We start from the raw sequence: 25,195 nt of genomic DNA, 5'->3' as shown, positions 1-25,195 counted from the left end.
GCATAGCGTGCAGCATCGGCCGCGCGGGGGTCTAGCTCATCCAGTTGCCGCCGTCGACGTTGTAGGTCTGGGCGACGATGTAGTCGGCCTCGGCGGTGGCGAGGAAGATCGCCATGCCGGTGAGATCCTCCGCGACGCCCATCCGCCCATAGGGAACCGAGGCGCCGACGCGGCGCTTCTTCTCGCCGCGCGGCAGGCCCTCGGCGGCCGCGAACTTGGCGTCGACCCCGTCCCAGTGGGCGCCGTCCACCACGCCGGGGGCGATGGCGTTGACGTTGATCCCGTACTTGATGAGGTCGAGCCCGGCGGACTGGGTGAGGGAGATCACCGCCGCCTTGGTGGCGCAGTAGACCGCGACCAGCGGCTCGCCGCGCCGTCCGGCCTGGCTCGCCATGTTGATGATCTTGCCGCCGCGGCCCTGGGCGATCATCTGCCGCGCCACGGCCTGCATCGTGAAGAGTACGCCGCTCACGTTGATGGCGAACAGCGTGTCGTAGCTCCGGCGGGTGATGTCGACGATGGGGGCGAGGTCGAACAGCGCCGCGTTGTTGACGAGGATGTCCACGCTGCCGAGCTCGGCGGCGACCATGCCGACGGCGGCGTCGATGGACGCCTGGTCCGTCACGTCGAGGTAGATCGGGATCGTCCCGGCGATCTCGTCCGCGGTCGTCTTCGCGCCCTGCCAGTCGACGTCGCAGATCGCGACCTGCGCGCCCTCGCGGGCGTAGGCCTCGGCGAACGCACGGCCGATGCCGCGGGCGGCCCCGGTGATGAGCGCGTTCCTGCCGGCCAGCCGCATCGTCCCCTCCGTCTCAGATGGCGTGGCCCGCCGCGTCGAACCGGTAGATCTTGTCCGGCGCCGGGCTCAGGTAGACGCGGTCGCCGTGGTGGACGCCGAACTCGCCGTCCGAGCGCGCCGTCACCGTGCCGATCCCGTCGACCTTCACGTGCAAGAACGTGTCCGAGCCGAGATGTTCGGAGACGCTGACCGTGCCGGGCCACGCGCCCTCCCCGGTCGACAGCGTGATGTGTTCGGGCCGGATGCCGATGGTGTCGGCGTCGTGCCGTGCGGCCTCGGCGCCGTCGATGAAGTTCATCTTGGGCGAGCCGATGAAGCCCGCGACGAACTTGTTGCGCGGGTTGCGGTAGAGGTCCAGCGGCGAGCCCACCTGCTCGATCTGCCCCGCGGAGAGGACGACGATCTTGTCGGCCATCGTCATCGCCTCGACCTGGTCGTGGGTGACGTAGATCATCGTCGTCTCGAGGTCGTTGTGGAGCTGGCTGATCTCGAGGCGCATGTTGACGCGCAGCGCCGCGTCGAGGTTGGAGAGCGGCTCGTCGAACAGGAAGGCCGCCGGCTCGCGCACGATCGCGCGGCCGATGGCGACGCGCTGGCGCTGGCCGCCGGAGAGCTGGCCGGGCCGGCGGTGCAGGTAGTCGGTGAGGTTCAGCGTCGCCGCCGCCTGCCTGACCTTCGCGTCGATGGTCTTGCGGTCCATCTTCGCCATCCGCAGCGGGAAGGCGATGTTCTTGGCGACGGTCATGTGCGGGTAGAGCGCGTAGGACTGGAAGACCATCGCCAGCTTGCGCCTCGCGGGCGGCGTCGCGGTGGCGTCCTGCCCGTCGATCAGGATCTGCCCGGAGGTCACGTCCTCCAGCCCCGCGATGAGGCGCAGCAGCGTGGACTTGCCGCAGCCGGACGGCCCGACGAAGACGACGAACTCGCCGTCTTCGATCTCCAGATTGAGCGGCTTGATGACCTCGACGCCGCCGAACGACTTGGTGACGTCTTTCAGGATGATCTGTCCCATGCCGATGACCCTTACTTGACCGCGCCGAAGGTGAGGCCGCGCACGAGCTGCTTCTGGCTGAACCAGCCGAGGATGAGGATCGGGGCGATCGCCATCGTCGAAGCGGCGGAGAGCTTGGCGTAGAAGAGGCCCTCCGGAGAGGAGTAGCTGGCGATGAACTGGGTCAGCGGCGCGGCGTTCACCGTCGTGAGGTTCAGCGTCCAGAACGCCTCGTTCCAGGCGAGGATGATGTTGAGCAGCAGGGTGGAAGCGATCCCCGGCACCGCCATCGGCACCAGCACGTGGATGATCTCCGAGCGCATGGTGGCCCCGTCCATGCGTGCCGCCTCCAGGATGTCGCCGGGGATCTCCCGGAAGTAGGTGAAGAGCATCCACACGATGATCGGCAGGTTGATCATCATCAGCACGAAGATGAGCGCCACCTTGGTGTCGAGCAGCCCGGCGTTGAGGCAGAGCAGGTAGATCGGCATCAGCACGCCCACCGCCGGCAGCATCTTGGTGGAGAGCATCCACATCAGGATGTCCTTGGTGAACCGTCCCGGCACGAACGCCATCGACCACGCCGCCGGCACGGCGATGATGAGACCGCACAGGGTCGAGCCGAGCGACAGGACCACCGAGTTCCAGAAGTGGCGCAGGTAGTCCGACCGCTCCTGCACCGTCTGGTAGTTCTCGAGCGTCCAGTCGAAGAACAGGAACGAGGGCGGCGAGGCGATCGCCTCCCCCTCGGTCTTGAAGCTCGTCAGGATGGTCCAGAGGACCGGGAAGAAGATCGCGAGGCCGATCGCCCAGGCGATGACGGTGACGATCCACTTGCGGCGGGTGGAGATCGCTCTGGCCATGTCAGATGTCCAGATTCTTGCCGATCATCCGCATCAGGAAGATCGCGACGATGTTGGCGAGGACGACGGCGATGATGCCGCCCGCGGACCCCGAGCCGATGTCCTGTCCGACGATGGCTTCGAGGTAGACGAGGTAGGTGAGGTTCGTGGTGGCGTTGCCCGGCCCGCCGTTCGTGGTGACGAAGATCTCCGCGAAGATGCCGAGGAGGAAGATGGTCTGGATGAGGACCACGACCGTGATCGCGCGCGACAGGTGCGGCAGGATGATGGAGAAGAACTTCGAGACCGCCGGGGCGCCGTCCATCTCCGCCGCCTCCATCTGCTCGGTGTCCAGCGACTGGAGCGCGGTCAGGAGGATCAGGGTCGCGAACGGCAGCCACTGCCAGGCCACGATGATGATGATGGACAGGAGCGGGATCTCCGACAGGAAATCCACCGGCGCGAAGCCGAACACCTTGGCGATGTAGGCGAAGAGCCCGTTCACCGGGTTCATGAACATGTTCTTCCACACCAGCGCCGAGACCGTGGGCATGACGAAGAACGGGGCGATCACGAGGATCCGCACGATCCCCTGGCCGAAGAACGGCTGGTCCAGCAGGAGCGCCAGCAGGACGCCGCCGATGATGGTGATGAGGAGCACGCCGCCGACCATCCACAGCGTGTTGATCATCGCCGGCCAGAAGGACGGCCCGGTCACGAAGTACTGGTAGTTCCCCCAGCCCACGAAGGGCGTGTCACCCGGATTGTAGAGGCTGTAGGAGAGCGTCGAGAAATAGATGGTCATCGCCAGGGGGACGATCATCCAGCCGAGCAGCAGGATGACGGCGGGCGACATCATGATCTTCGCGGCGGCTCGTGTGTGTGTCGTGGCCATGGCGCGCGCTCTGATGGGGAGAAAAAGGGCGGGCGCCGCAACGCCCGCCCCAGTGGCTCACCGAATGCTTCTTTGCGGCATTCGGCGATCCGGGATCACTTCGGGTAGCCGGCCCGGCGCATCTGCCGCTCGGTCAGGGACTGGGCGTTGGCGAGCGCCGCGTCGGCCGAGGTCGTGCCGGCGAGGGCGGCGGAGAACTGCTGCCCGACCGCGGTGCCGATGCCCTGGAACTCTGGGATCGCGACGAACTGCACGCCCACGTAGGGCACGTCCTCGACGGCCGGGTGGTTCGGGTCGGCGGCCTTGATCGACTCCAGCGTCATCTTCGCGAACGGTGCCGCTTCGAGGTACTTCTCGTTCTCGTAGAGCGAGGTGCGGGTGCCCGGCGGAACGTTCGCCCAGCCCTCCTCGGAGGCGACGAGCTCGAGGTAGTCCTTGGACGTCGCCCAGGCGATGAACGCCTTCGCCGCGTCCTGCGCGTCGGAGGACTTCGGGATCGCCAGCGACCACGCCCACAGCCAGTTGGAGCGCTTGCCGAGCCCCTTGTCCGGCGCCAGCGCGAAGCCGACCTTGTCGGCGACGGTCGACTCGTCCGGGTTCGTCACGAACGAGGCGGCGACGGTCGCGTCGATCCACATGCCGCACTTGCCGGACTGGAACAGGGCGAGGTTCTCGTTGAAGCCGTTGGAGGACGCGCCCGGAGGGCCGGCGTCGTTCATCAGGTCGAGGTAGAAGGTGAGCGCCTCCTTCCACTCCGGCTGATCGAACTGGGCCTTCCAGTCCATGTCGAACCAGCGCGCGCCGAAGGAGTTCGCCATGGCCGAGATGAAGGCCATGTTCTCGCCCCACCCGGCCTTGCCGCGCAGGCAGATGCCGTAGATCTCCTTGTCCTTGTCGGTGATCTTGCGCGCGGCGTCGGCGATGAAGTCCCAGGTGGGCGCGTCGGGCATCTCGAGGCCGGCCGCCTCGAAGAGGTCCTTGCGGTACATCACCATGGAGGACTCGCCGTAGAACGGCGCGGCGTACAGCGTCCCGTCGACCGAGAGGCCGCCCCGGATGGCGGGCAGGATGTCGTCGACGTCGTAGCTGTCGGGAAGGTCGTCGAGCGCCACGAGCCAGCCCTTCTCGGCCCAGATCGGGACCTCGTAGGTGCCGATGGTCATCACGTCGAACTGGCCGCCGTCGGTGGCGATGTCGGTGGAGACGCGCTGGCGCAGCGTGTTCTCCTCGAGCGTCACCCACTCGAGCTGGATGTCAGGATGGTCCTTGGTGAAGTGGTCCGCAAGATGTTGCATGCGGATCATGTCACCGTTGTTGACGGTGGCGATGGTTACGGTTTCAGCTTGGGCGGCGACGCCAAGCACGGCCACGGAGGCCGCGCCGACGATAAGCGACGACAACTTCACGGCTTTCCTCCCAGCAGAACTGGATGTTTTTTCCGTCCTATTTTTAGCCAGCCTGCCGAACTTGTGTGCCGTCTGTCAACGTTAGGCATGCTCATATTTTATACGGCTAGAACTCTGCGGCATCACGGGAATGTGCGCCCGCCCGCCGCGTTGCAATTTCCGATGGAAGCCGATACCCCTCCCCGGTCGCCGGCGTGGACCGGATACTGCGGCCTCGCGGGCGACCGCATCACTGCGCCGGACGCTTAACGCCGGGGAGCCAGGGCGTCGGGGAGCCGGGGCAGCTGCGCCCTCGGCACGCCACGCTCGCGGAATACCAACCTCGCGGAATGCCGTGTTCGCGGGATGTTGAACACGCCGAGGTGTTGAAGGTGGTCGTTCGAGGGTAGACCCGTCCCGCAAGATGCAGCGATCGTCTGCCGTCCGACGTGTCGACAGGGAGCGGACCCAATGCGTTTTACCGTCCCGCGCGGCCACGCAGCCATGAACGGGTCCGTCCGTGCGCTCAGGTGCCTGCTGGCCGGTGCGCTCGTGGCCGGACTGAGCGCCGCGCCCGTGTCCGCCCAGCCGACCGCCCCCGGCAACACCGACGCGGCCATCGACGGTCTCATCACGCGGCCGGCCGGCTGGCAGGGCCTCCCCCGGCCCAAGCCGAAGATGGGCGACCTCTTCGCCTCCACCTGCACGCCGCCCGATCCCGAGCTGACCTGGTTCCGCCTTCCGCCGGACCTGCGCTCGGTGCCGATCGAGGCGATGATCGGCCAGCTCCTCGTCGTCAGCTACGGCGGCACCACGCCGAACGACGCGGGCGTGCGCGCGGCGAGCCAGGCCATCGCCCGGTCGCGGATCGGCGGCGTCCTCACGTTTCGCCACAACATCCGCTCCGCCGGCGACATCCGCGCCGTCAACCAGCTCTTCGCGCGGTCCAACCCGGACCTGCCGCCGATCATCGCCGTCGACCAGGAAGGCGGCCTCGTGATGCGCTTGAAGCCCTCGGAAGGCGCGCCCGACACGCCCTCGGCCGCCGACGTCGCCACCGGCTCCACCGCCGCCGCCCTCGAGACCTACAAGGCGATGGCCCGCTCCCTCGCCGACCTCGGCTTCACCGCCAATTTCGGCCCCGTCGTCGACCTCGCGGTGAACCCCGACAATCCCGTCATCGCCCGCTTCGGCCGCAGCTACGGCGCCGATCCGGGCACCGTGACGCGCTACGCCACCGCCTTCGCCGAGGCCCATCGTTCCGCTGGCGTCGGAACCGCGCTGAAGCACTTCCCCGGCCACGGCTCCTCCACCAACGACAGCCACGACGGCGCCATCGACCTGACGGCCACCTGGACGCCGGAGGAGATGGAGCCCTTCCGCGACATGATCGCCACCAACGAGGCGGACATGATCATGGCGGGCCACCTCACACTCGCCGGGCTCACCGACGACGGCCTCCCCGCCTCGCTCTCGGGCGACGCCATCGACGGCTTCCTGCGCGGAACGCTCTGCTACGGCGGCGTCGTCGTGTCGGACGACCTCGCTATGGACGCGGTCTCGGCCAAGTGGAACCTCGTCGAGGCGGTGACGATGATGGTCGAGGCGGGCGGCGACATCGCCCTCCTCTCCCTCGCCTCCGGCCAGGGCTACGAGGTGATCGACCGGATCATCGCCGCCCTCGCCGAGCACGCCCGCCGGTCGCCGGAGTTCGCCGACCGCATCCGCCACGCCTACGCGCGCATCGCCAACCTGAAGCTGGATCTCGGCCAGATGCGCGCGGCATCCTCGAAAGTGGAGATCGACACCGCGACGCTGCGCTGACCAGAGCGCCTCCACCGAAGCCGGCCACCCTTTCCCGCCGCCGGGCGAGACAAGGTCCGCGTCAGGCAAGGGGTGCACTCTCCCGGCCAGCGGGTAGGAGGCGAACTCTGTATGTCCAAGGGCTTTTTCACTCAGTCGCTGTCGTCCAACGGCCGGCGGCTGCTCCTTGATGGATTGGCCGGGGCAAACGTTCAGCTGCTGCTGGACGCATCGTACCGCATCATCGGCTCGAACGAGAACGTCACGACGTTGCTCGGCTACTCACCCATCGGCAAGCCGTTCTTCGACCTCTTCACGCCCGTCGGCAACAATCCCGGCGAGATCCAGAAGGAGATGGTCGGCCAGGTCAGGCGCAACCACTTCGCCATCCGCCTCGGCATGATGACGCACAAGAACGGCGACGTGCGGCAGGTGAACATCCGCTGGTACGGGCTGGAAGGCAACAAGGACAACGCCAAGCACGTCGTCATGGCGACCGACATGACGGCCGCCTACCAGGCCGAGGCCGGGCGCGCCGCGCGGGTCGACGCCATCACGCGCTCCTACGCGGTGATCGAGTTCGATCAGAAGGGCCACATCGTCGACGCGAACGACGTCTTCTGCAAGGCGATGGGCTACCGGCGGGACGATATCATCGGCAAGGAACACCGCATCTTCGCCCCGAGCCGCATCATGTCGGAGAGCGAGTACAGCACGTTCTGGCGCGAGCTCGCCGCGAACAAGGTCCAGGCGGGCGAGTTCGAGCGCGTCCGCAAGGACGGCTCGTCGATCTTCCTGGAAGCGAGCTACACGCCCGTCGTCGACCTCAACGGGCGGGTGACGAAGGTGGTGAAGATCGCCACCGACATCACCGAGAAGGTCACGCTGCGCACCGAGTCGGCGAAGGTCGCCTCCGAGGTGGACAGCAAGCTGGGAGAAATCGTCAACGCCGTCTCGAGCGCCAACGACCGCTCCGCCTCCGCCTCGAGCGTGGCGACGCAGACCTCGCAGATGGTGCGGCAGGTCGCGGACGCCGTGCAGGACTTCGAGCACACCTCGCGGCGCATCGCCGACGCGATGGTGAAGTCGCGCACCGCGGTCGGCCACGTGAACACCCAGGCGCAGACCGCGGACCGGCACATCTCAGAACTCTCCGAGGCAGCCAGCTCGATGACGTCGATCGTGGAGATCATCTCCAAGGTCGCCGGGCAGATCAATCTGCTCGCCCTCAACGCGACGATCGAGGCCGCGCGCGCGGGCGAGGCGGGCAAGGGCTTCGCGGTCGTCGCGGCCGAGGTGAAGTCGCTCGCCGACCAGGTGGAGAAGTCGACCAACCAGATCGGCTCCGACATCGACCGCGTGCAGAACGTCGCCGGCGACGTGGTGAGCGTGCTGAAGGGTATCTCGTCGGCGATCCGGGAGGTGGAGGAGAGCGTGACCGTCGCCGGCAGCGCTGTCGAGGAGCAGAGCAGCGCCGCGCGCGAGATCGCCGCCGGCATGAACCAGGCGGCGCAGTCGGTACACGGGATCACCGACGACCTCAGCCAGATCTCCGCGGCGGTCGCGAGCGCCAACGGCTTCGCCCGCGACGGCAGCAACATGTACCGCTCGATGAAGCCGAGCAGCGCGGTCCACTGAGGCGCCGCAACGACCGGCCCAGCCGCACCCCGGCCCGGGCGCAGCGGACGGCCGCGCCGGACCGTCCGGCCGGACCGACGTCAGCGCATACCAGTGATGCGGTTATCGCGGCACGGATGGCTCCGTGCCGCCGCCTGCGCTTAAGGGAAAAGGCGCTGTACCGTGTAGCCGGCACCGTCGCGGCGGTACACGAAGCGGTCATGCAGGCGGAATTCGCCGGCCTGCCAGAACTCGATCGCCTCCGGCGTGATGCGATAGCCGCCCCAGTGCGGCGGCCGGGGCGGTTCTTCCCCGAATTCCGCCTCCCGCTCGGCCACGCGCTTTTCGAGCAGCTTGCGGTTTTCGGCGGGGCGCGACTGGTCCGACGCCCAGGCGCCGATCCGGCTGAGAAGCGGGCGCGTGGCGTAGTAGGCGTCCGATTCGGCGTCCGACACCAGGCTCACCGCCCCGCGGACGCGAACCTGCCGGCCCAGCGTTTTCCAGTGGAAGAGCAGGGCCGCCTTCGGATTTTCGCGAAGTTCCAGCCCCTTCGCACTCTCGCGGTTGGTATAGAACACGAAACCGTCGGCGTCGTGGCCCTTCAGCAGCACGATCCGTGCGTCGGGAAGCCCGCCCGCGTCCACCGTCGCCAGCGTCATCGCGTTGGCGTCGTTGGGCTCGCTCTTCCAGGCCTCTTCGAGCCACTGTGTGAACAGTTCGAAGGGATCTGGCGTTGTTCCTGCCGCAATCGCGGCATCGGTAAGGCTCGCGCTCACGACGAAGCCGCACTACATATGGGTGTCTTCATGACAGCACCTATAACGAATGGAGAGGTGCCGGACGTCCGGCGCCGCTAAGATTGGACCAGTGATGGCGCGCGACCCCTATACCGTGCTTGGCGTATCGAAGTCAGCCTCGGAGAGCGAGATTAAATCCGCGTTCCGTCGGCTCGCCAAGCGGTACCATCCTGACACCAATTCCAACGATCCAAAGGCACAGGAGCGTTTCTCCGAAGTGAACTCCGCCTACGAGATCGTGGGCGACAAGGAGAAGCGGGCGAAGTTCGACCGGGGCGAGATCGACGCGGCCGGCCAGCCGCGCTTTCACGCCGGCTTCGGGACCGGCGGCGCGTCCGGCGACCCGTTCTCGGGCTTCGGCGGGTTCTCCGGCTTCGGCCGCGGCGGCTCGCAGAACACAGGCGCGGGCGGCGGCGGGGGCGGTGGCGGGCAGAACCGTACGTGGCGCTTCACCTCGGGCGACGGCGGGGCCGGCGTCGACGAGATCCTGCGCGAGTTCATGGCGGGCGGCGGCCGGGCCGGCGGCGGCGAGCGTGCCGGCGGCTTCGGCGGCGGCGCCCCGGAGCGCGGCCAGGACCTCGACGTCGTGGTGACCGTGACCCTGGAGGACCTTGCCAGCGACGAGAAGCTGCGCGTTTCCCTCCCCACCGGGCGGACGGTGGACGTGCGCATTCCCGCCGGAGCCGAGCAGGACCAGCAGATCCGCCTGCGCGGCCTCGGGCACGAGAGCCCGACCGGCGGTCAGCCCGGCGACGCGATCCTGACCCTGCGCATCGCCGCTCACCCGGTGTTCCAGCGCGAGGGGCAGAACCTGCGCCTCGACCTGCCGGTGACGCTGTACGACGCGGCACTGGGCGCCAAGGTGCGTGCGCCGACGCTCGGTGGCTCGGTCAACATCACCGTCCCGGCGGGTTCGTCGGGCGGCAAGACGCTGCGCCTGCGCGGTCTCGGCCTGCCGACCAAGTCGGGCGGACGCGGCGATCTCCTCGTCACGCTGCAGATCGACCTGCCGGACGACCTCCCCGACGATTTCCTCGAGATGATGCGTCGCTGGCGGGAGGATCATCCCTACCAGCCCCGCTCCAGCTAGGCGGACCGGGCGAGCACGGTCCCTTGGCGCCCGAACGTCAGTTCAGGCGCCGAAGGACGGGCGTCCGGATCGCAGGCTCTCCTGCACGAGCCCGATCAGCCAGCGCGCGTGGCGCTCCAGCCCGGCGTCGCTGAGCGGGCCGCGCCGCGTCGTCGGCGGGACATGGACGAAGAGCGACAGCGGATTGCCCGCCAGAGCCGCCCCATACCCCGCGTTGCAAACGTACGTCCCCGCGCTGTGGCTGAGGCGGACGGGGAAGCCCGCCGTCCGCGCGTCGCGCACGAGCTCCGGCACGTCGAACTCGGTGAAGCGGGAGCGCAGGAGCGCCGGCGGCATCCGGTTGTCGGCGTCCACCCTGGGACCGGTGAACGGCGTCGCGATCCGCTCGTAGCGGATCATCGTCTCGCGGCCGGCGACCCCGAACATGATCACGGCGTCGAACGTCCGCGCGACCGGCGGCAACGTCTCCACCACCGTCCAGTGCGTGTCGAGCCGCCGGACCGTCACCCCCGCCGGCGGGGTCGCGGCCAGCGCCGCCGCGAGCCGCTCGGTCGGGTTCTGCGGCATTCCCGGGAACGAACCGAACCCGGTGACCAGAAGTCGTGGAACCGTCACAGCCCCTCTCAGACGCCGGAGGGACGCCAGCGCGCCGACTTGCCGTAGCCTTCCGCGAACACCCGCCCCTGCTCGTACAGCATCTCCAGATGCGCCAGCACGGACATGGCCGCCGCGTCGTAGAGGCTGCGGTCGATGCCGGAATAGAGGTTCGCCACGATGTCGGAGATGGCGCGGTCGCCGGCCTGGAGGCGCTGCAGGATGGCGCGCTCGCGCATCAGGCGGTGGCTGCGGATGCCGGAGACGGTCCGCGCCGGCTCGTCGATCATGTCGCCATGGCCCGGCAGGTACCGGGTGTGGCCCATCGGCATGATCTTCTCCAGCGAGGCGACGTAGGCGCGCATCGAGCCTTCGGGCGGCGAAACCACGGTCGTCGACCAGCCCATGACGTGGTCGCCGCTGAAGAAGTCGTCGCCATAGGCGAAGGCGACGTGGTCCGGGGCGTGACCGGGCGTCGTCACCGCCGTCACCGAGACCTCGCCGTTGGAGATCGTCTCGCCGTCGCTCACCACGTGGTCGATGGGAAAGAGCCGGTCGGCGTAGCCTGGGCGAGGGTCCACCTCGCTGGGGTGGAGCGTGCGCGACAGGCGCGCCGGTCCCTCGGCGACCACCGGTGCGCCCGTCATGTCGCGCACCGCCTGCAGGCCCTCGATGTGATCGCGGTGGGAGTGCGTCACCAGGATGTGCGAGACGGGCCGGCCGCGGATCGCCTTCCCGATCAGCGCCAGATGCTCGGGAAGGTCCGGGCCCGGATCGAGCAGCATGAGCCGCTCCTCGCCGATCAGGTAGGTGTTGGTCCCGGCGCCGGTGAAGGACCCCGGGTTGTTGGCCGTGATGCGCGTGATCGCGTTTCCAACCGGCACCGCCTCGCCGTATCGCGGATCGAAGCTCAACCGACGCTTCCTTCGGGCGCGCACGCCTGTCCTGAGAATCGCACCATTCGTCCCATCGTCTCGCTGCAACATACCGCCAGAAATAAGCGACACCGCGGCCGCCGTGCACCCCCTTCGAGATGTCGGCCTCCGGTGATCGGATCATCCACGGGCCGCCGCCGCAACCCTCTCCGGGCCGGCCGCCGCCACCGTTCCCGCCCCGTGCCTAGAGCGCCAGCCCGCCCTTGTCGCGGAGGAAGGCGATCACGTCGTCCACACCGTCGCCGGCCCGCAGGTTGGTCATCAGGAAGGGCCGGTCGCCGCGCATGCGCTTGGCGTCGTCGCGCATGACGTCGAGCGAGGCGCCGACGAACGGGGCGAGGTCGGTCTTGTTGATGATCAGCAGGTCCGAGCGGGTGATGCCGGGACCACCCTTGCGCGGGATCTTCTCCCCGCCCGCCACGTCGATCACGTAGATGGTGAGGTCGGCGAGCTCGGGCGAGAAGGTCGCCGCGAGATTGTCGCCGCCCGATTCGACCAGCACCAGGTCCACCTTGGGGAAGCGCTCGCGCATCTCCTTGATGGCGGCGAGGTTGATGGACGCGTCCTCGCGGATGGCGGTGTGCGGACAGCCGCCGGTCTCCACGCCCATGATGCGCTCCTCGGCCAGCGCCTCGGCGCGGGAAAGGATCAGCGCGTCTTCCTTGGTGTAGATGTCGTTGGTGATCGCGACGATGTCGATCCGGTCACGCAGCGCCTTGCACAGCCGTTCCATCAGCATCGTCTTGCCGGAGCCGACCGGCCCCCCGATTCCAACACGAAGCGGCCCGTGTGCCGTCGCCGACATAGCTCATCCTTTCGAGAAGAAAGCGAATCTGTTGCACCCGGCGCCGTGGGGCGCAAGGCCATGCGCGACGTTCAAGAGCGGAACAGGCGCACGTGTTGCGTCTCGTGGGCCATGGCGCACACGTCGAGGCCGATGGCGGTCGCGGTGATGTCGTCGAGCACCGCCGTCTCGGCCGCGACCGCCACCTCGATCGTGACGGGAAGCAGCGCCGCGGTAACACGCTGCCCGTCGGTCTGCCCCAGCGGCACGAGGCGCACCGCGGCCGAGACGAGGTTGGCGGCAAAGGCGTGGAGCGCCGCGATCAGCAACGGCCGCAGCGGCACGCCGTGGAGACCGCCCGCCGCGCCGACGACGACGGGGAGCGGCCGGTCCCTGTCCGACAGGCCGAGCGCCCCCGGCCAGACGGTGTCGAAGAGGCCGGCGAAGGCGTTGCCCTGCCGCAGCGTCTCCTCCCGCCGCTCGGCGGAGGGGCTGAGTGCGAGGCCGAGGTCGGAGAGGTCGTCCAACGTGCGGCCGTCTCGCGCGCGGGCGGCCCGCCAGGCGTGGGCGATCAGGATCGCGTCGGTTCGCCCCGCCCCGTCCCGCAGCGCGGTCTCGACCGCGGCCCTCGTCGCTGCGGCGTTATCGAGCCCGCCATTCTCGAACAGCGTCTCGAGGCCGTGGGAGTAGGAGAAGGCGCCGATGGGACAGGCGGGCGAAAACCAGGTCAGGAGCAGCGCCAGCTCGTCCGGCGCGGCGGCGACGGGCTCAGAGGTCATGGTCGTGGTGGCCGTGGTGATGCCCGGCACCGTGCTCGTGGTCATGGTCATGGTCATGGTCGTGACCATGATGCTGGTCGTCGATCTGGTGATGCCCGTGGCCGCCGCCGTCGTGGTAGGCGCCGACCTCCGGGTCGAAGGGGGCGCGGATCGGGGTCACTTTACCGCCGAGCCGCTCAACCATCGCCTCCAGCACATGGTCGCGGCGGATCCGCAGGGCGGTTCCCAGCACCGCCGTCGGCGTATGGCGGTTGCCGAGGTGCCAGGCGAGGCGTGTCAGGGTCGCGGCGTCGGGGGCGGTGATGTCGACCACGTCCTCCCGCTCCGCCTGGACGCCGAGCACGCGGCCATCCTCCAGGGCGAGGCGGTCGCCGTCACGAAGGCGGGTCGCCTCGGCGAGGTCGAAGAGCACACGCTCCCCCTCCACGGTGTCCACCACGAGGCGGCGGCGGAAGCGGTCGTCGTAGCCGAGGCGCACCATCAGCGAGGGCGGACCGCCCTCGCCCGGTTCCAGGCGGGTATGGGCGCGGATCATGCCGGGCGCCCTCCCTGGCCGTCAGTCGCCGGCGCGTGTCGGCGGCGGGAGCGGGTCGCTTGCCGGAAAGCTTTCCTCGATGGCCTCGTCGAGCTCGGCCTCGTCGTAGTCGGCGGTCGTCTCGTCTTGTCCGGGAATGATTTTGTCATCGGTCTTCGGTGTCGGGCGATCGCGTGGATCGTTGATCATGTCGCATCCCTCCAGTCGCATCAGAACGAACGAGCGAGCCGGCAGGATTCGCGGGGTTGGACCGCGTCCGCCCGGCACGGGACGAACCAGCGGACGGCTGCGGCTTGACGCGAGGAGCCGCGAAGCGCAGCCCTGACGTCAGAACGACTTACCCATGTCCGCTCTCGTGTCGATAATGCCAGAGTTCCGTCCCATGCGCTCGTCCATCCTTGCCGCACTCGTCCTCGCCATCACCGCGGCGGAGGCTTCGGCGGGCGACATCGACCTCGTGGGCCGCTGGACCTGCCACGTCTCGACCCCCGACATCACCGCCGACAGCACGACGACCTACCACCCCGACGGCACGCTCGAGGCGATCCTGTCGACCAGCGTCCACCTCGGCGCGCGGACCTGCACCATCGGCGGCACCGGCGACGGCCGGTGGACGCTCGAGGGCACGAGCCTCGTCGAGACCTACTCCGATCTTCAGTTCGCCCCCCTCACCTGCCGGGACATCCTCCCGCCGCAGACCGTCGAGGCGATGCGGGACCGGGTGATGGACGGCCCCATGCGCGCTACGCTGAGCGACATCACCGCCACGAGCTTCACGAAGGCGCACGACGACACCGCCGACGCCTGCGCCCGGGACGACTGAGCGCCGCACGAGGACGGCCGGGCCGAGTTCCGGCGGCCGCGGCTCAGTACATGAAATAGCGCTGCGCCAGCGGCAGGACCTTGGCGGGCTCGCACGTCAGGTGCTCCCCGTCGGCGGTCACGCGGTAGGTCTCGGGATCGACCTCGATCTTCGGCAGCGCGTCGTTGAGCTTCATGTCCGCCTTGCCGATGCCGCGCGTGTTCTCGACGACGAGGTTCTCCTTGTAGGTGCCGAAGTCCTGGTCCGCGGCGGCGCGGGACACGAACGTCACCGACGAGGCCGTCATGGAGCGCCCGAAGGCACCGAACTGCGGGCGCATGTGGACCGGTTGCGGCGTCGGGATGGAGGCGTTGGGGTCGCCCATCTGCGCCGCGGTGATGGTGCCGCCGATCAGCACCATGTCCGGCTTCACGCCGAAGAAGGCCGGCGACCAGAGGACGAGGTCCGCCCGCTTGCCCACCTCGACCGAGCCCGTATAGGCGGAGATGCCGTGCGCGATCGCCGGATTGATCGTCACCTTGGCGATGTAGCGGCGGGCGCGGAAGTTGTCGTTCTGGCCGCTTTCCTCGGCAAGCCGGCCGCGCTGCACGCGCATCTTGTGCGCGGTCTGCAGCGTGCGGGTCAGCACCTCGCCGACACGGCCCATGGCCTGGCTGTCCGAGGCGATGATGGAGAGCGCGCCCATGTCGTGGAGGATGTCCTCCGCGGCGATGGTCTCCTTGCGGATGCGGCTTTCAGCGAAGGCGATGTCCTCGGGGATCGACTCGTCGAGGTGGTGGCACACCATGAGCATGTCGAGGTGCTCCTCGACGGTGTTCACGGTGTAGGGCCGCGTCGGGTTGGTCGACGACGGGATGACGTTGGGAAGGCTCGCCACCTTGATGATGTCCGGGGCGTGGCCGCCGCCGGCGCCCTCGGTGTGGAAGGCGTGGATCGTGCGGCCCTTGAAGGCGGCGATCGTGTCCTCGACGAAGCCGGACTCGTTCAGCGTGTCGGTGTGCAGCATCACCTGCACGTCCATCTCGTCCGCGACGGTGAGGCAGGTGTCGATGGCCGACGGCGTCGTGCCCCAGTCCTCGTGCAGCTTCAGCGCCATGGCGCCGGCCCGGATCTGCTCGACGAGCGGACCGGGAAGCGAGGCGTTGCCCTTGCCGGCGAACGCGAGGTTCATCGGGAAGGCGTCGGCGGCCTGGATCATCCGCGCGATGTGCCAGGGCCCGGGGGTGCAGGTGGTCGCCTTGGTACCGGTCGCGGGGCCGGTGCCGCCGCCGATCATCGTGGTGATGCCGGAGGCGAGCGCCTCGTCGATCTGCTGCGGGCAGATGAAGTGGATGTGGCTGTCGATGATGCCGGCGGTGAGGATCTTGCCCTCGCCGGAGATCGCCTCGGTGCCCGGGCCGACGACGATGTTGACGCCGGGCTGCGTGTCCGGATTGCCGGCCTTGCCGATGGCGACGATGTTGCCGTCCCTGAGGCCGACGTCGGCCTTCACCACGCCCCACCAGTCGAGGATCAGCGCGTTGGTGATCACGGTGTCCACGGCGCCCTGCTCTCGCGTCGCCTGCGACTGGCCCATGCCGTCGCGGATCACCTTGCCGCCGCCGAACTTCACCTCCTCGCCGTAGATCGTGTGGTCCGTCTCGACCTCGATGAAGAGCTCGGTGTCGGCGAGGCGGACCTTGTCGCCGACCGTCGGGCCGAACATCGCGGCATAGTCGTGGCGGGAGATCTTGGCGGGCATAGGCTGATGGCTCCGAAGCCGGGGAGATGCGCCCGCGAGAATGTCCCGCCGCGCAGATAAGTGCAACGCGGCGGGGCTAATTCACGTCTTGCGAAATCGCGCGGCCCCCGAATATGGACCGCGCGATCGATCAGGCGACGTCGGACACGGCATCCGGTGCGCGGTGGACGCGCACGGAGGGGACCTGGCCGGTCCAGCGAGCGACCTCAACGCAGGAGAGCTGGCCCGTGCAGCCCTGGCCGAGCCTGGACGTGCCGCGGTCGAGCGTCACGGCGTTGGGGTTGCCGTGGACGCAGACGATCTGCCCGCCGATGTCGACCGGATCGTACCAGGCGCCGGTCGCAAGGTTCACGCAGCCCTTCAGGACGTCCTCGCTGATGTCGGCGGTCGCCAGGCAGGCGCCGCGCGGGCTCGTCACGACGACGACGTCGTCCACCGAGATCCCGCGCGCCGCCGCGTCCTCGGGATGGAGGCGCGCCACTTCGCGCCCGTCGCGCTTGCCGGCACGCGAGTGCGCACCGTAGTCGAGCTGGCTGTGCAGGCGCGTCGCCGGCTGGTTGGCGATGAGCCAAAGCGGCGCGTCGCCCCGCGGAGCCTCGAAGCGCTCCAGCCAGGTCGGGTGGCCCGGGCAGTCGTCGTAGCCCATCGCCGCGACGGTCTCGCTGTAGATCTCGATCTTGCCGGACGGGGTCGCGAGCGGGTTCGCCTCCGGATCCTCGCGGAAGCGGGCCATCAGGGCGCCATCGTCGGGTACCATCGGGATCGCGAGGTCGCCCGCCTCGCGCAGCTCGGCCAGCGTCGGGGCCGGGTCGCCACGCGCGATCAGCGCCTCGCGGGTGCGCTCGTAGAGGTGCTCGAGCCACTGTTCGGCGGTGCGCCCCTCGGTGAAGTTCTCGCCGCGCCCCATGCGCTCTGCGATCCCGGCGAAGATCGAGTAGTCGTCCCGCGCCTCGCCGTAGGGCTCGGCCAGCTTGCGCATGGCGACGATGAGCGAGTCGGTGCCGCCAGCGCCGAGGTCCTCGCGCTCCAGGCTCATGGTCGCCGGCAACACGATGTCGGCGTGCCGCGCGGCGGAGGTGAAGGCGAAGTCGTGCACCACGAAGGTGTCCAGCTTGCCCAGCGCCCTGGCGAGCCGCTCAAGGTCCTGGTGATGGTGGAACGGGTTGCCGCCGGCCCAGTACATCAGCTTGATGTCCGGGTAGGTCAGGCGGTTGCCATTGTAGTCGTACTCGACGCCCGGGTTCTCCAGCATGTCGGTGATGCGGGCGACCGGAATGTAGTTGGCGACGCCGTTGTCCCCCTGCGGCAGGGTCGGCAGCGGCACGGCGGCCGGCGCGCGGCCCGTGTGGCCGAGGGAGCCGAGCGAATAGTGGTATCCGCCGCCCGGCAGGCCGATGTCGCCGAGCATGGCCGCCAGCACCGCCGAGGCCCACAGCGGCTGCTCGCCGTGCTCGGAGCGCTGGAGCGAGTGGGAGTTGGTCACCAGGGTGCGCGCCCTGGCGGCGTCACGCGCGAGCTGCGCGATCGTGTCGGCCGGGATGCCGGTGATCGGCGCCGCCCAGTGCGGGTCCTTTGGCTGGCCGTCGCTGGTGCCGCGCATGTACGCCGCGAACGTGTCAAACCCGACGGTGTAGCGGTCGACGAAGTCCATGTCGGCGAGGCCCTCGCTGTCGAGGACGTACATCATCGCCAGGAGAAGCGCCGTGTCGGTGCCGGGCTGGATCGGGAGCCACTCGGCATTGGCGTCCGGCGGCATGTCGCTGCGCAGCGGCGAGATGAGGACGAACCGCGCACCGCGTTTCGCCGCGGCGCCCATCGACAGGCGCTCGATGTGCTGGCTGATGCCGCCCTGCGCGATGGCCGAGTTCTTCACCGCGAGGCCGCCGAAGGCGAGCACCAGCTCGGTGTGCTCGACGATCTGGTCCCATGTCACGTTGTGGCGCGCCACGTCCATGACGGAGCCGAAGATGTGCGGCAGCATCGCGTGGGCCGCGGCCGAGCTGTAGGTGCCGACCGACTTCACGTAGCCGCCGATCGTCTTGTTCAGGAACCGGTGCACCTGGCTCTGGGCGTGATGGAAGCGCCCTGCGCTCGACCAGCCGTAGGAGCCGCCGAAGACGGCCTCCGCGCCGAACTCGGACTCGACGCGCTTCAGCTCCGCAGCCAGACGGTCGATCACGTCGTCCCAGGGGACGGCGACGAACTCGTCGTGACCACGCCGGGTCGTCGGGCCGGGACCGTCGGTCAGCCAGCCGCGGCGCACCATCGGGCGAGCGACGCGGGCGGGATGGCGCAGCGCGTCGGTGAGATTCTGCAGGATGGGCGACGGATCGGGATCTCCCTTGTGGGGCGTGATCTCGAGCCGGCCATCGGCCTCGGGGGTCACCGAGAAGGCACCCCAATGGGAGCTGTGCGTCAACGATTCAGTCATGAACGCTGTTTTACCGCGCAGTTGACCCGCCGTCAGCGGGGCGGCGGGAAAAATCGTGCGGCGCGGTCATGCCGGAAGATGCGTGATGGCAGGGGCTTAGCCCGCCCGCGACGAGACCGCCGACGCCGACCCGCGCCGCCCCCTGCCGCGGCGCGGCGGCGCGGGCTCGGCCGGGTGCGCCGCCGCATAGCCGCCCGTGTCGTCGACGGGGCCGTCCAGAGGACCGGCGAGGGCGATGTCGACCGGCCCGTCCAGCGCGTCGTCGATCACGTCGGCGACGTCCGGCAGGCCGTCCATCGCCTCCGGGGCGAAGCAGGCGCGCACCGGGGCGAAGCTGCGGCGGTGGTGGATCGACGGGCCGAAGGTCGCCAGCGCCTCCCGGTGCTCGGGCGTGCCGTAGCCCTTGTGACGTTCGAACCCGTAGCGCGGGAAGGTCTTGGCGAGGTGGATCATCAGCCGGTCGCGCGTCACCTTGGCGACGATGGACGCGGCCGCGATCGCCGAGGAGCGCCCGTCACCGCCGACGAGCGGCCGCCCGGGGACGCACAGGCCGTCCGGCATGTCCCGCCCGTCGATCAGCGCCACGGACGGGCGGACGGGGAGCGTCGCCACGGCCTTGCGCATGCCCCAGAGCGTGGCGGCGCGGATGTTCATCTCGTCCACCCGGCGCGCGCTGACGACGACGGTCGAGACCATCGCCTCCGCGGCAATATAGTCGAACAGCTCGGTGCGGACCTTGTGGGAGAGGATCTTGGAGTCGGCGACCCCCTCGATCTTCATGTCCCGCGGGAGGATCACGGCGGCCACGACCACGGGTCCGGCCCAAGGCCCCCGTCCCGCTTCGTCGACCCCGCACACGATCTTCTCGTAGCGCGAGAGGCTGCGGTGCCGGGCCGGGGTCAGTGCCATTCGATCTCCGTTGATGGACCCGCGACGCTCGCGCGAGGGCCTGCAAGAGCTAAACAGCTTGCGCCCGATTCGCAAAGCAAGCCATGCGCAAGCGACTTGTGACCTTGATCATGGCGCCACGCCGGCGGGAAGGCGATCGACCGACTATAGGGATATTTGCCGCGCAGTGCCCGCGCATGGCATACAAATCCCCAGTCTTTCGGCCGTTTTCCACCGTTTGAACGGAGCGGCGATGGGTTCTGTGCAAAGCCCGTGATTGCACGTTGCACGGACCACCATCCCTGCGTCCAATTCCGTTAACGGCGCTTCGACGGGGCCGATTCGGCATGCGGCCGAGAGTCGAGGAAGGTGTCTATGCTGAAGACAAGGAATGAGGCCGATCAGCGCTTGTCGACCGCGTTGGGCGAACCCGATGCCTGGGGTGCGCCGCGCTGGGCCGAGAAAGAGTCGCACTCGTCGGACTACGACCGGGCCGTCGCCTCGCTTCGCGAACCCGACCTCGACCTCCCGGCCGGACGCATCGGGCGGCCGCAGCGGCCGCTGATGGAGCAGGCCCCCGCCTCCTATCGCGCCAAGCGCACCCTCCCTCCGGTCCGCACCGCCGCGGAACTCCGGGAGGAGCCGCCCGCACCGGCCAAGGCGGCGCCGCTGCCGCCGGCCCGGACCCAATCCGCCCCGGCACAGGCGGCCCCGGCGCAAGCCGCTCCGGCACAGTCGGCCCCGATGCAATCTGCACAGTTGCAATCGCCGCCTACGGAAACGGCCCACGCCCAGCCGGCCCCCGTCCAGTCGGCCACGGCGCAGGAGGCGCCGGTCACGGCCGCTGCGGCCGAGGCGGCCGCGGAGGTTCCGATCACTGCCGACTCGACGCTCGCCAACTTCTACGTCCTGGCCCGGGCGCTCGAGGAGATCCGCAACAAGCCCCTCGTCCCGCTCGCCGCCGCCGCCCCGATAGCGGCTCCGGTGGCCGCACCGGCGCCGGAGACCTGGCTCGACCAGCTTCGCCAGACCGTCGACGCGTCCGTCGGGGCCGCCGCCCCGAGCGTGGAACCCGCGCCGGTCGAGGCCGCCCCCGCGCCGGCACCCGTCGTGGTGCAGTCGGAGACGGGCATCGCGCGCTCGCTCGGCACGCTGATCGCCGAGGTGGCGAACGTCGCCAAGAAGTCCGAGGTGACGCGCCTGCAGGACGCGGTGGTCGAGGTGGTCCGACGTGTCACCATGCTCGAGGCCCGCCTCGACCGCGCCGAGCTGGAAGCCGCGACCCGCGGACACCGCCAGCCGGACCCGGTACAACAGCCGGCGCGACAGGCCCTGCCCGGCAGCGTCGTCGAGCCCGCCGCGGCCGCGCCGGCCCCGGCCGTGCCTGCAAAGCCCGAGCCGCCGCGCCGCCTGACGGTGGAGATGATCGAGGCGCGCATCGCCGAGCGCCGCCGCGCCAACGAGGCGGCCAGGCGCGGCGCCACGGCCCCGGATCGGCGCACCGGCGAGGCCCCCCTCGCGGACCGCGAGAGCCAGGCCCGCGCCTTCGCCGAGCGGTTCGCGCAGACGCCCGCGAAGTCCGTCCGGGACGCGGACGGCGCCTACGAGCCGCGCCTGCGCACAGCCCCGCGCCGCCTCTTCTCCTGAGGCGGCCTCCGGTCCCGAGGCTCCCCGGCGGCCGGGCGGCCGCGTCGGCCCCGTCCGGCTAGCTCAAGGTCTCCATCAGACGCCGCAGCAGCATCATGCGCGGCACCATCGACGACACGTAAAGGTGCTCGTTGATGGTGTGTGCGGCGGCGCCCTCGACACCCAGACCGTCCAGTGTCGGCACGTGGTTGGCGACGAAGCTACCGTCGCTGCCGCCGCCGGTGTGCAGATCCTCCAGCGGGAAGCCGAGCTCGGCGGCAAGGCGGGCGGCGTGCTCGTGCAGCGCCGCGATCCCCGGACCCTTGGTGTAGGCCGGCCGGTTCGGACCGCCGGTCAGGGAGAGCGTCACGTCGGGGTCGTGCGGCGCCAGCGCGTGGAGGGCGGCGTCGATGCCGGCGAAGTCGCGGTCCTCGGTGACGCGCAGGTCGATGTTGGCGACGCAGCGCTCCGGCACCGTATTTGTGACGGTACCGCCGTGCACCTGCCCGACGTTGAGCGTGATGCCGCGCTCACGGTCCGTCAGCGCCTCGATGGCGAGGATCTGCCGGGCCATCTCCACGACGGCGCTGCGCCCGTCGGCGTGGCTGGTACCGGCGTGCGCGGCGCGGCCCGTCGCCGTCAGCTCGTAGATGCCGACGCCCTTGCGCGAAGTCACCACCTTGCCGCCGTCGCGTCCGGCCTCGGTCACCAGCACGTATCTGGCGTTCTTCGCGCTCTCCTCGATAAGGGTGCGGGAGGTCTTGCTGCCGGTCTCCTCGTCGGCGGTGAAGACGAAGCGCACCGGCAGCCGTCCCGTCCCGTCCTTGCCGACCGCGGCCGCCGCCTTCAGGGCGATGTAGGCGCCGCCCTTCATATCCGCGGTGCCGGGGCCGTAGAGGCGGTCGCCGTCCTGGCGGTACGGAAGCTGGGCGAGCGTGCCGACCGGGTGGACCGTGTCGAGATGGCACAGCACCAGGACACCGGGCCCGTCACCACCCCAGGGCATCGCGGCGGAGAGGTGGTCGCCCCGGCCGTCGCGGCCAGGAATCCGCGTCACGCTGGCACCGGCGGCGGACAGCTCGGCGGTCGCGAGGTCCATCATGGCGTTGACCCGGGCGGGGTCGGAGGTGGGGCTCTCGGTCTCGATCCAGGGTTTCAGTCCGGCGATGAGTTCGCTCGTCTCGGGGGTCGTCTCGGAAGTCATGGCGCCTCTCGTTTCATGGCGAGCATGGGCCGCCCGCCGGTCGGGGTCCAGCGCAAAGCGTTCCCCTGCAAATCCGACTCCGGGGCACGTCGAGGGTTTTGTTTTGTGTCCGAGGCGCTAAAGATCGCGGCCCGTTTCAGGAGGACGTTCATGAGCGAGCCAGCCGACCTCGATGCCACCGAAGCGCGCCGCCTCATCGGTGCGAAGGCGCTGTCGCCGGTGGAACTGATGGAGAGCTGCCTCGCGCGCATCGCCAGGCTGAACCCGACGCTCAACGCAATCGTCGCGCTCGACGCGGACGCGGCGATGAACGGGGCGAAGGCCGCCGAGCAGGCGGTGATGGACGGCCGCCCGCTGGGCCGGCTGCACGGCCTGCCGACGGCCATCAAGGACAACCGCGACGTCAAGGGCATGGTGACCTCGCACGGCTCGCTCCTCTACGCCGACAACGTGGCGGCGGAGGACGAGCCGGGCGTCGCGCGGCTGCGGGCCGAGGGCGCCGTCGTGTTCGCCAAGACGAACCTTCCCGAGTTCGCCGCCGGCGCCAACACGACCAACCGCCTGTTCGGCCCCACCGGCAACCCGTTCGACCCGACGAAGACGTCGGCCGGCTCCTCGGGCGGCTCGGCGGCAGCGCTCGCGGTCGGCATGGTGCCGGTCGCGACCGGCTCGGACTACGGCGGCAGCCTGCGCACGCCGGCGAGCTTCTGCGGCATCACCGGCTTCCGCCCCTCGATGGGCCTCGTCCCGGCGCCGGAGATGGCGGCCTACCTCTCGCCCTGGGGCGTCAACGGCCCGATGGGACGGACGGTGGCCGATTCGGTCCTCCTGATGTCGGCCCAGGCCGGCTACGACCCGCGCGACCCGTACTCCCATGCGGCGGACGGGATCGAAGCGGCCATCCCGGCGGCCGACCTCTCGAGCGTGCGCCTCGCGACGTCGGTGGACTTCGACCTCGCCCCGGTGGCGAAGGAGATCCGCGGCGTGTTCGACGCGCGCGTTGGGTCGCTGGCGTCGGCCGGCCTCAATGTGGAGACGGCGACACCCGACTTCGGTCCCGCGCACGAGATCTTCGAGATCACCCGCGGCATCGCCTTCCTGGTGGCGCACCACGAGCGCGTGCAGAAGCACCGCGACCAGCTCGACCGCAACGTCATCGACAACACCGAGCGCGGCCTCACCTTCACCACGGCGGACGTCGCCTGGGCGCAGCGCGAGCAGGCGGCACTCTATCGCCGGTTCGTCGCCTTCTTCGAACGCTACGACGCGCTGATCGCGCCGGCCGCGTCGGTGTCCCCGTTCCCGCACAGCCAGCTCTTCGTGGAGGAGATCGACGGGGAGGCGATGCCGACGTACATGCGCTGGCTCGCCCTCAGCTACATCCCGACGATGGGCTTTGCCTGCGCCGCCGCGATCCCCGCGGGCAAGGACGGTCACGGGATGCCCTTCGGCCTGCAGGTCATCGGCCCGCGCGGCGCCGACCGGAAGATCCTGGCGATCGCCGCCGCGATCGAGGCGCAGTTCGCCGCGGACCCGGTCACGGCGCGCCCCCTCCCCGACCTCGCGGCGCTGGCCTGACCGCGCGGCCCTGACGCTCCGGACCGGGCTCGAGCCGGGGCTTCCCGGAAGAGTCCGGCGAGGCCGCCGGCGCTTCCCGGCCCACGAATGTCCCGCCTCGCGGCGCGCCGCACAGCCAAGGCGATGCGGCAGCCGGAGCTACGGGAGCTGCGCGGCGATCCGTGCGAGGCCCTGCGCGGCCGTGTCCGGCGGGGCGAGGCGGTTGGCGATCCCCGCCGTCGCCAGCGCGCTCCTGTAGCGCTCGGCGAGACCCGGTGCGGCGACGATGACGACCTCCGCTCGCCCGGCCGCCGCCGAGGCGATCTCCGCGCCGATCAGCAGTCCGGAGAGGAAGCTCGCCGAGGAGGCCTCTGACAGCCGCCCCAGCAGCCCCCGAACGCGCACGCCGAAGAGCGCGGACAGGAGTTCGCCCGGCCCGGACAGGGCAAGGCCGGTGCCGACGCCGTCGGCGTAGGCCGCCGCGTCGTCGCCCTCGCTCTTCATCATGCGCGAAAGGATGGTGTGGTCGCGCATCGCGGCGAAGATCTCGCCGGTCATGTAGGTCGAGAAGTCGGTGATGACGCCGGCCGAGACCGTCACCCATTTGGAGTGGGTCCCCGGCAGCACGAAGGTGCCGTCGGAGAGACCGAGCGCCGCGAGCGCGCCCATGATCTCGGTCTCTTCGCCGCGCATAACGTCGGCGCGCCCGCTCGCCGCATCGTCGAGCAGCACGCCCGGAACGATCCGCACCCGCCCCATCGACGACGTCGCGATCTCGGCGCAGTTCGCCGCGAGCGCGGCCGCCGTCGCCGGGACGGAAACGTAAGGCGCCTCGACCCAGCCCTGACGCGAGCCGACCATGCCGGACAGCAGGATCGGCGTGCCGGCCGGCGCGTCGGCGAGCCACCCGGAGACGGCCCGCTGCAGCACGCCCTCGAAGTCACCGTCGGTGACGTTGAGGAGGCCCTGCCTGCCCTCCACCCGGTCGACGGGCCACCCGTCGTCGCCGATGAGGTAGGCCCGCAGGCTCGTCGTCCCCCAGTCGACCCCGATCAGCACGAAACGCCCCCGACGGGCGC

General features: G+C 69.8%; 23 protein-coding genes. 6 read left to right on the top strand and 17 right to left on the bottom strand.

Annotation, left to right across the window (positions count from 1 at the left end):
• Positions 1–31: 31 nt before the first annotated feature.
• The 5 genes from DLJ53_RS15045 to DLJ53_RS15025 form a co-directional block, all read right to left on the bottom strand.
• The gene (locus DLJ53_RS15045) at positions 32–799 is read right to left on the bottom strand and encodes an L-iditol 2-dehydrogenase (RefSeq protein ID WP_111346637.1); all 768 of its coding nucleotides are present in this window, start codon (positions 797–799) and stop codon (positions 32–34) included.
• Positions 800–812: 13 nt separating this feature from the next.
• Positions 813–1,811 (bottom strand): ABC transporter ATP-binding protein, encoded by a 999-nt coding sequence (locus tag DLJ53_RS15040; protein ID WP_111346635.1) that lies wholly within the window; start codon positions 1,809–1,811, stop codon positions 813–815.
• Between the two features lie 11 nt (positions 1,812–1,822).
• Complete coding sequence (locus tag DLJ53_RS15035; protein ID WP_111346633.1) at positions 1,823–2,653, bottom strand: carbohydrate ABC transporter permease; 831 nt, start codon at positions 2,651–2,653, stop codon at positions 1,823–1,825.
• A 1-nt stretch (position 2,654) separates the two neighbouring features.
• A complete protein-coding gene (locus DLJ53_RS15030) occupies positions 2,655–3,527 on the bottom strand; it encodes a carbohydrate ABC transporter permease (protein WP_111346631.1) in 873 nt (290 codons plus the stop codon).
• A gap of 95 nt (positions 3,528–3,622) precedes the next feature.
• A complete protein-coding gene (locus tag DLJ53_RS15025; protein ID WP_111346629.1) occupies positions 3,623–4,933 on the bottom strand; it encodes an ABC transporter substrate-binding protein in 1,311 nt (436 codons plus the stop codon).
• 450 nt (positions 4,934–5,383) lie between these two features.
• Between DLJ53_RS15025 and DLJ53_RS15020 the strand changes: the two genes are divergently transcribed.
• Together DLJ53_RS15020 and DLJ53_RS15015 are read left to right on the top strand one after the other, a co-directional pair.
• Positions 5,384–6,736, top strand: a complete 1,353-nt coding sequence (locus DLJ53_RS15020) for a glycoside hydrolase family 3 N-terminal domain-containing protein (RefSeq protein ID WP_111346627.1) — start codon at positions 5,384–5,386, stop codon at positions 6,734–6,736.
• Between the two features lie 111 nt (positions 6,737–6,847).
• Entirely contained in the window at positions 6,848–8,353 is a 1,506-nt protein-coding gene (locus tag DLJ53_RS15015; RefSeq protein ID WP_111346625.1) for a methyl-accepting chemotaxis protein, read from the top strand.
• A gap of 140 nt (positions 8,354–8,493) precedes the next feature.
• Here DLJ53_RS15015 and pdxH read toward each other — a convergent pair whose 3' ends face one another.
• On the bottom strand, positions 8,494–9,108 hold the full coding sequence (gene pdxH / locus DLJ53_RS15010) for a pyridoxamine 5'-phosphate oxidase (protein ID WP_111346623.1): 615 nt from the start codon (positions 9,106–9,108) through the stop codon (positions 8,494–8,496).
• A gap of 94 nt (positions 9,109–9,202) precedes the next feature.
• Between pdxH and DLJ53_RS15005 the strand changes: the two genes are divergently transcribed.
• Positions 9,203–10,219, top strand: coding sequence for a DnaJ C-terminal domain-containing protein (locus tag DLJ53_RS15005; protein ID WP_111346621.1), 1,017 nt, complete (start codon positions 9,203–9,205; stop codon positions 10,217–10,219).
• Between the two features lie 42 nt (positions 10,220–10,261).
• Here the strand turns inward: DLJ53_RS15005 and DLJ53_RS15000 are convergent, their stop codons facing one another.
• From DLJ53_RS15000 to DLJ53_RS35550, 6 genes are all read right to left on the bottom strand, one after another.
• A complete protein-coding gene (locus DLJ53_RS15000) occupies positions 10,262–10,834 on the bottom strand; it encodes a pyroglutamyl-peptidase I family protein (RefSeq protein WP_146619966.1) in 573 nt (190 codons plus the stop codon).
• Positions 10,835–10,842: 8 nt separating this feature from the next.
• Complete coding sequence (locus DLJ53_RS14995) at positions 10,843–11,727, bottom strand: MBL fold metallo-hydrolase (RefSeq protein ID WP_162409240.1); 885 nt, start codon at positions 11,725–11,727, stop codon at positions 10,843–10,845.
• A gap of 205 nt (positions 11,728–11,932) precedes the next feature.
• On the bottom strand, positions 11,933–12,553 hold the full coding sequence (gene ureG, locus DLJ53_RS14990) for an urease accessory protein UreG (RefSeq protein WP_111346615.1): 621 nt from the start codon (positions 12,551–12,553) through the stop codon (positions 11,933–11,935).
• A gap of 71 nt (positions 12,554–12,624) precedes the next feature.
• Complete coding sequence (locus DLJ53_RS14985; protein ID WP_244935080.1) at positions 12,625–13,362, bottom strand: urease accessory protein UreF; 738 nt, start codon at positions 13,360–13,362, stop codon at positions 12,625–12,627.
• The gene (locus DLJ53_RS14980) at positions 13,301–13,846 is read right to left on the bottom strand and encodes an urease accessory protein UreE (protein WP_111346613.1); all 546 of its coding nucleotides are present in this window, start codon (positions 13,844–13,846) and stop codon (positions 13,301–13,303) included. Before DLJ53_RS14980 ends, DLJ53_RS14985 begins: the two co-directional genes overlap by 62 nt.
• 21 nt (positions 13,847–13,867) lie before the next feature.
• Positions 13,868–14,035 (bottom strand): hypothetical protein, encoded by a 168-nt coding sequence (locus DLJ53_RS35550; RefSeq protein ID WP_202913180.1) that lies wholly within the window; start codon positions 14,033–14,035, stop codon positions 13,868–13,870.
• A gap of 193 nt (positions 14,036–14,228) precedes the next feature.
• Between DLJ53_RS35550 and DLJ53_RS14975 the strand changes: the two genes are divergently transcribed.
• Positions 14,229–14,669, top strand: a complete 441-nt coding sequence (locus DLJ53_RS14975; RefSeq protein WP_111346611.1) for a hypothetical protein — start codon at positions 14,229–14,231, stop codon at positions 14,667–14,669.
• Positions 14,670–14,712: 43 nt separating this feature from the next.
• Here DLJ53_RS14975 and ureC read toward each other — a convergent pair whose 3' ends face one another.
• From ureC to DLJ53_RS14960, 3 genes are all read right to left on the bottom strand, one after another.
• A complete protein-coding gene (gene ureC / locus DLJ53_RS14970) occupies positions 14,713–16,410 on the bottom strand; it encodes an urease subunit alpha (RefSeq protein WP_111346609.1) in 1,698 nt (565 codons plus the stop codon).
• Positions 16,411–16,540: 130 nt separating this feature from the next.
• Entirely contained in the window at positions 16,541–18,841 is a 2,301-nt protein-coding gene (locus DLJ53_RS14965) for a molybdopterin-dependent oxidoreductase (protein ID WP_111346607.1), read from the bottom strand.
• A gap of 96 nt (positions 18,842–18,937) precedes the next feature.
• Positions 18,938–19,750, bottom strand: coding sequence for a ribonuclease HII (locus DLJ53_RS14960; RefSeq protein ID WP_111346605.1), 813 nt, complete (start codon positions 19,748–19,750; stop codon positions 18,938–18,940).
• A 354-nt stretch (positions 19,751–20,104) separates the two neighbouring features.
• Here DLJ53_RS14960 and DLJ53_RS34725 point away from each other — a divergent pair, with 354 nt between their 5' ends.
• Positions 20,105–21,376 (top strand): hypothetical protein, encoded by a 1,272-nt coding sequence (locus DLJ53_RS34725; protein WP_146619964.1) that lies wholly within the window; start codon positions 20,105–20,107, stop codon positions 21,374–21,376.
• 58 nt (positions 21,377–21,434) lie between these two features.
• On the opposite strand, the gene DLJ53_RS14945 is transcribed toward DLJ53_RS34725, so the two are convergent.
• Positions 21,435–22,559 (bottom strand): M20 family metallopeptidase, encoded by a 1,125-nt coding sequence (locus DLJ53_RS14945; RefSeq protein ID WP_111346599.1) that lies wholly within the window; start codon positions 22,557–22,559, stop codon positions 21,435–21,437.
• A 150-nt stretch (positions 22,560–22,709) separates the two neighbouring features.
• On the opposite strand from DLJ53_RS14945, the gene DLJ53_RS14940 reads away from it, so the two are divergent.
• Positions 22,710–24,137, top strand: a complete 1,428-nt coding sequence (locus tag DLJ53_RS14940) for an amidase (RefSeq protein ID WP_111346597.1) — start codon at positions 22,710–22,712, stop codon at positions 24,135–24,137.
• A gap of 138 nt (positions 24,138–24,275) precedes the next feature.
• Here DLJ53_RS14940 and DLJ53_RS14935 read toward each other — a convergent pair whose 3' ends face one another.
• Positions 24,276–25,175, bottom strand: a complete 900-nt coding sequence (locus DLJ53_RS14935) for a 2-dehydro-3-deoxygalactonokinase (RefSeq protein ID WP_162409239.1) — start codon at positions 25,173–25,175, stop codon at positions 24,276–24,278.
• Positions 25,176–25,195: the final 20 nt, after the last annotated feature.

This window comes from Acuticoccus sediminis, from assembly GCF_003258595.1.
Taxonomy (GTDB): Bacteria; Pseudomonadota; Alphaproteobacteria; order Rhizobiales; family Amorphaceae; genus Acuticoccus; species Acuticoccus sediminis.
The sequence above is the reverse complement of the archived record's forward strand: the minus strand, read 5'-3'. Positions and strand labels throughout refer to the sequence as shown.

What these genes read in the sequence shown, in the direction of transcription:
- DLJ53_RS14940 (WP_111346597.1), top strand. Translation starts at nt 22,710, where the DNA reads ATGAGCGAGCCAGCCGACCTCGATGCCACCGAAGCGCGCCGCCTCATC.
- DLJ53_RS14975 (WP_111346611.1), top strand. Translation starts at nt 14,229, where the DNA reads ATGCGCTCGTCCATCCTTGCCGCACTCGTCCTCGCCATCACCGCGGCG.
- DLJ53_RS15015 (WP_111346625.1), top strand. Translation starts at nt 6,848, where the DNA reads ATGTCCAAGGGCTTTTTCACTCAGTCGCTGTCGTCCAACGGCCGGCGG.
- ureG (WP_111346615.1), bottom strand. Translation starts at nt 12,553, where the DNA reads ATGTCGGCGACGGCACACGGGCCGCTTCGTGTTGGAATCGGGGGGCCG.
- DLJ53_RS14980 (WP_111346613.1), bottom strand. Translation starts at nt 13,846, where the DNA reads ATGATCCGCGCCCATACCCGCCTGGAACCGGGCGAGGGCGGTCCGCCC.
- DLJ53_RS15005 (WP_111346621.1), top strand. Translation starts at nt 9,203, where the DNA reads ATGGCGCGCGACCCCTATACCGTGCTTGGCGTATCGAAGTCAGCCTCG.
- DLJ53_RS14945 (WP_111346599.1), bottom strand. Translation starts at nt 22,559, where the DNA reads ATGACTTCCGAGACGACCCCCGAGACGAGCGAACTCATCGCCGGACTG.
- DLJ53_RS15045 (WP_111346637.1), bottom strand. Translation starts at nt 799, where the DNA reads ATGCGGCTGGCCGGCAGGAACGCGCTCATCACCGGGGCCGCCCGCGGC.
- DLJ53_RS34725 (WP_146619964.1), top strand. Translation starts at nt 20,105, where the DNA reads ATGCTGAAGACAAGGAATGAGGCCGATCAGCGCTTGTCGACCGCGTTG.
- DLJ53_RS15020 (WP_111346627.1), top strand. Translation starts at nt 5,384, where the DNA reads ATGCGTTTTACCGTCCCGCGCGGCCACGCAGCCATGAACGGGTCCGTC.
- DLJ53_RS35550 (WP_202913180.1), bottom strand. Translation starts at nt 14,035, where the DNA reads ATGATCAACGATCCACGCGATCGCCCGACACCGAAGACCGATGACAAA.
- DLJ53_RS14960 (WP_111346605.1), bottom strand. Translation starts at nt 19,750, where the DNA reads ATGGCACTGACCCCGGCCCGGCACCGCAGCCTCTCGCGCTACGAGAAG.
- ureC (WP_111346609.1), bottom strand. Translation starts at nt 16,410, where the DNA reads ATGCCCGCCAAGATCTCCCGCCACGACTATGCCGCGATGTTCGGCCCG.
- DLJ53_RS14965 (WP_111346607.1), bottom strand. Translation starts at nt 18,841, where the DNA reads ATGACTGAATCGTTGACGCACAGCTCCCATTGGGGTGCCTTCTCGGTG.
- DLJ53_RS15030 (WP_111346631.1), bottom strand. Translation starts at nt 3,527, where the DNA reads ATGGCCACGACACACACACGAGCCGCCGCGAAGATCATGATGTCGCCC.
- DLJ53_RS14985 (WP_244935080.1), bottom strand. Translation starts at nt 13,362, where the DNA reads ATGACCATGACCACGAGCACGGTGCCGGGCATCACCACGGCCACCACG.
- DLJ53_RS15035 (WP_111346633.1), bottom strand. Translation starts at nt 2,653, where the DNA reads ATGGCCAGAGCGATCTCCACCCGCCGCAAGTGGATCGTCACCGTCATC.
- DLJ53_RS15040 (WP_111346635.1), bottom strand. Translation starts at nt 1,811, where the DNA reads ATGGGACAGATCATCCTGAAAGACGTCACCAAGTCGTTCGGCGGCGTC.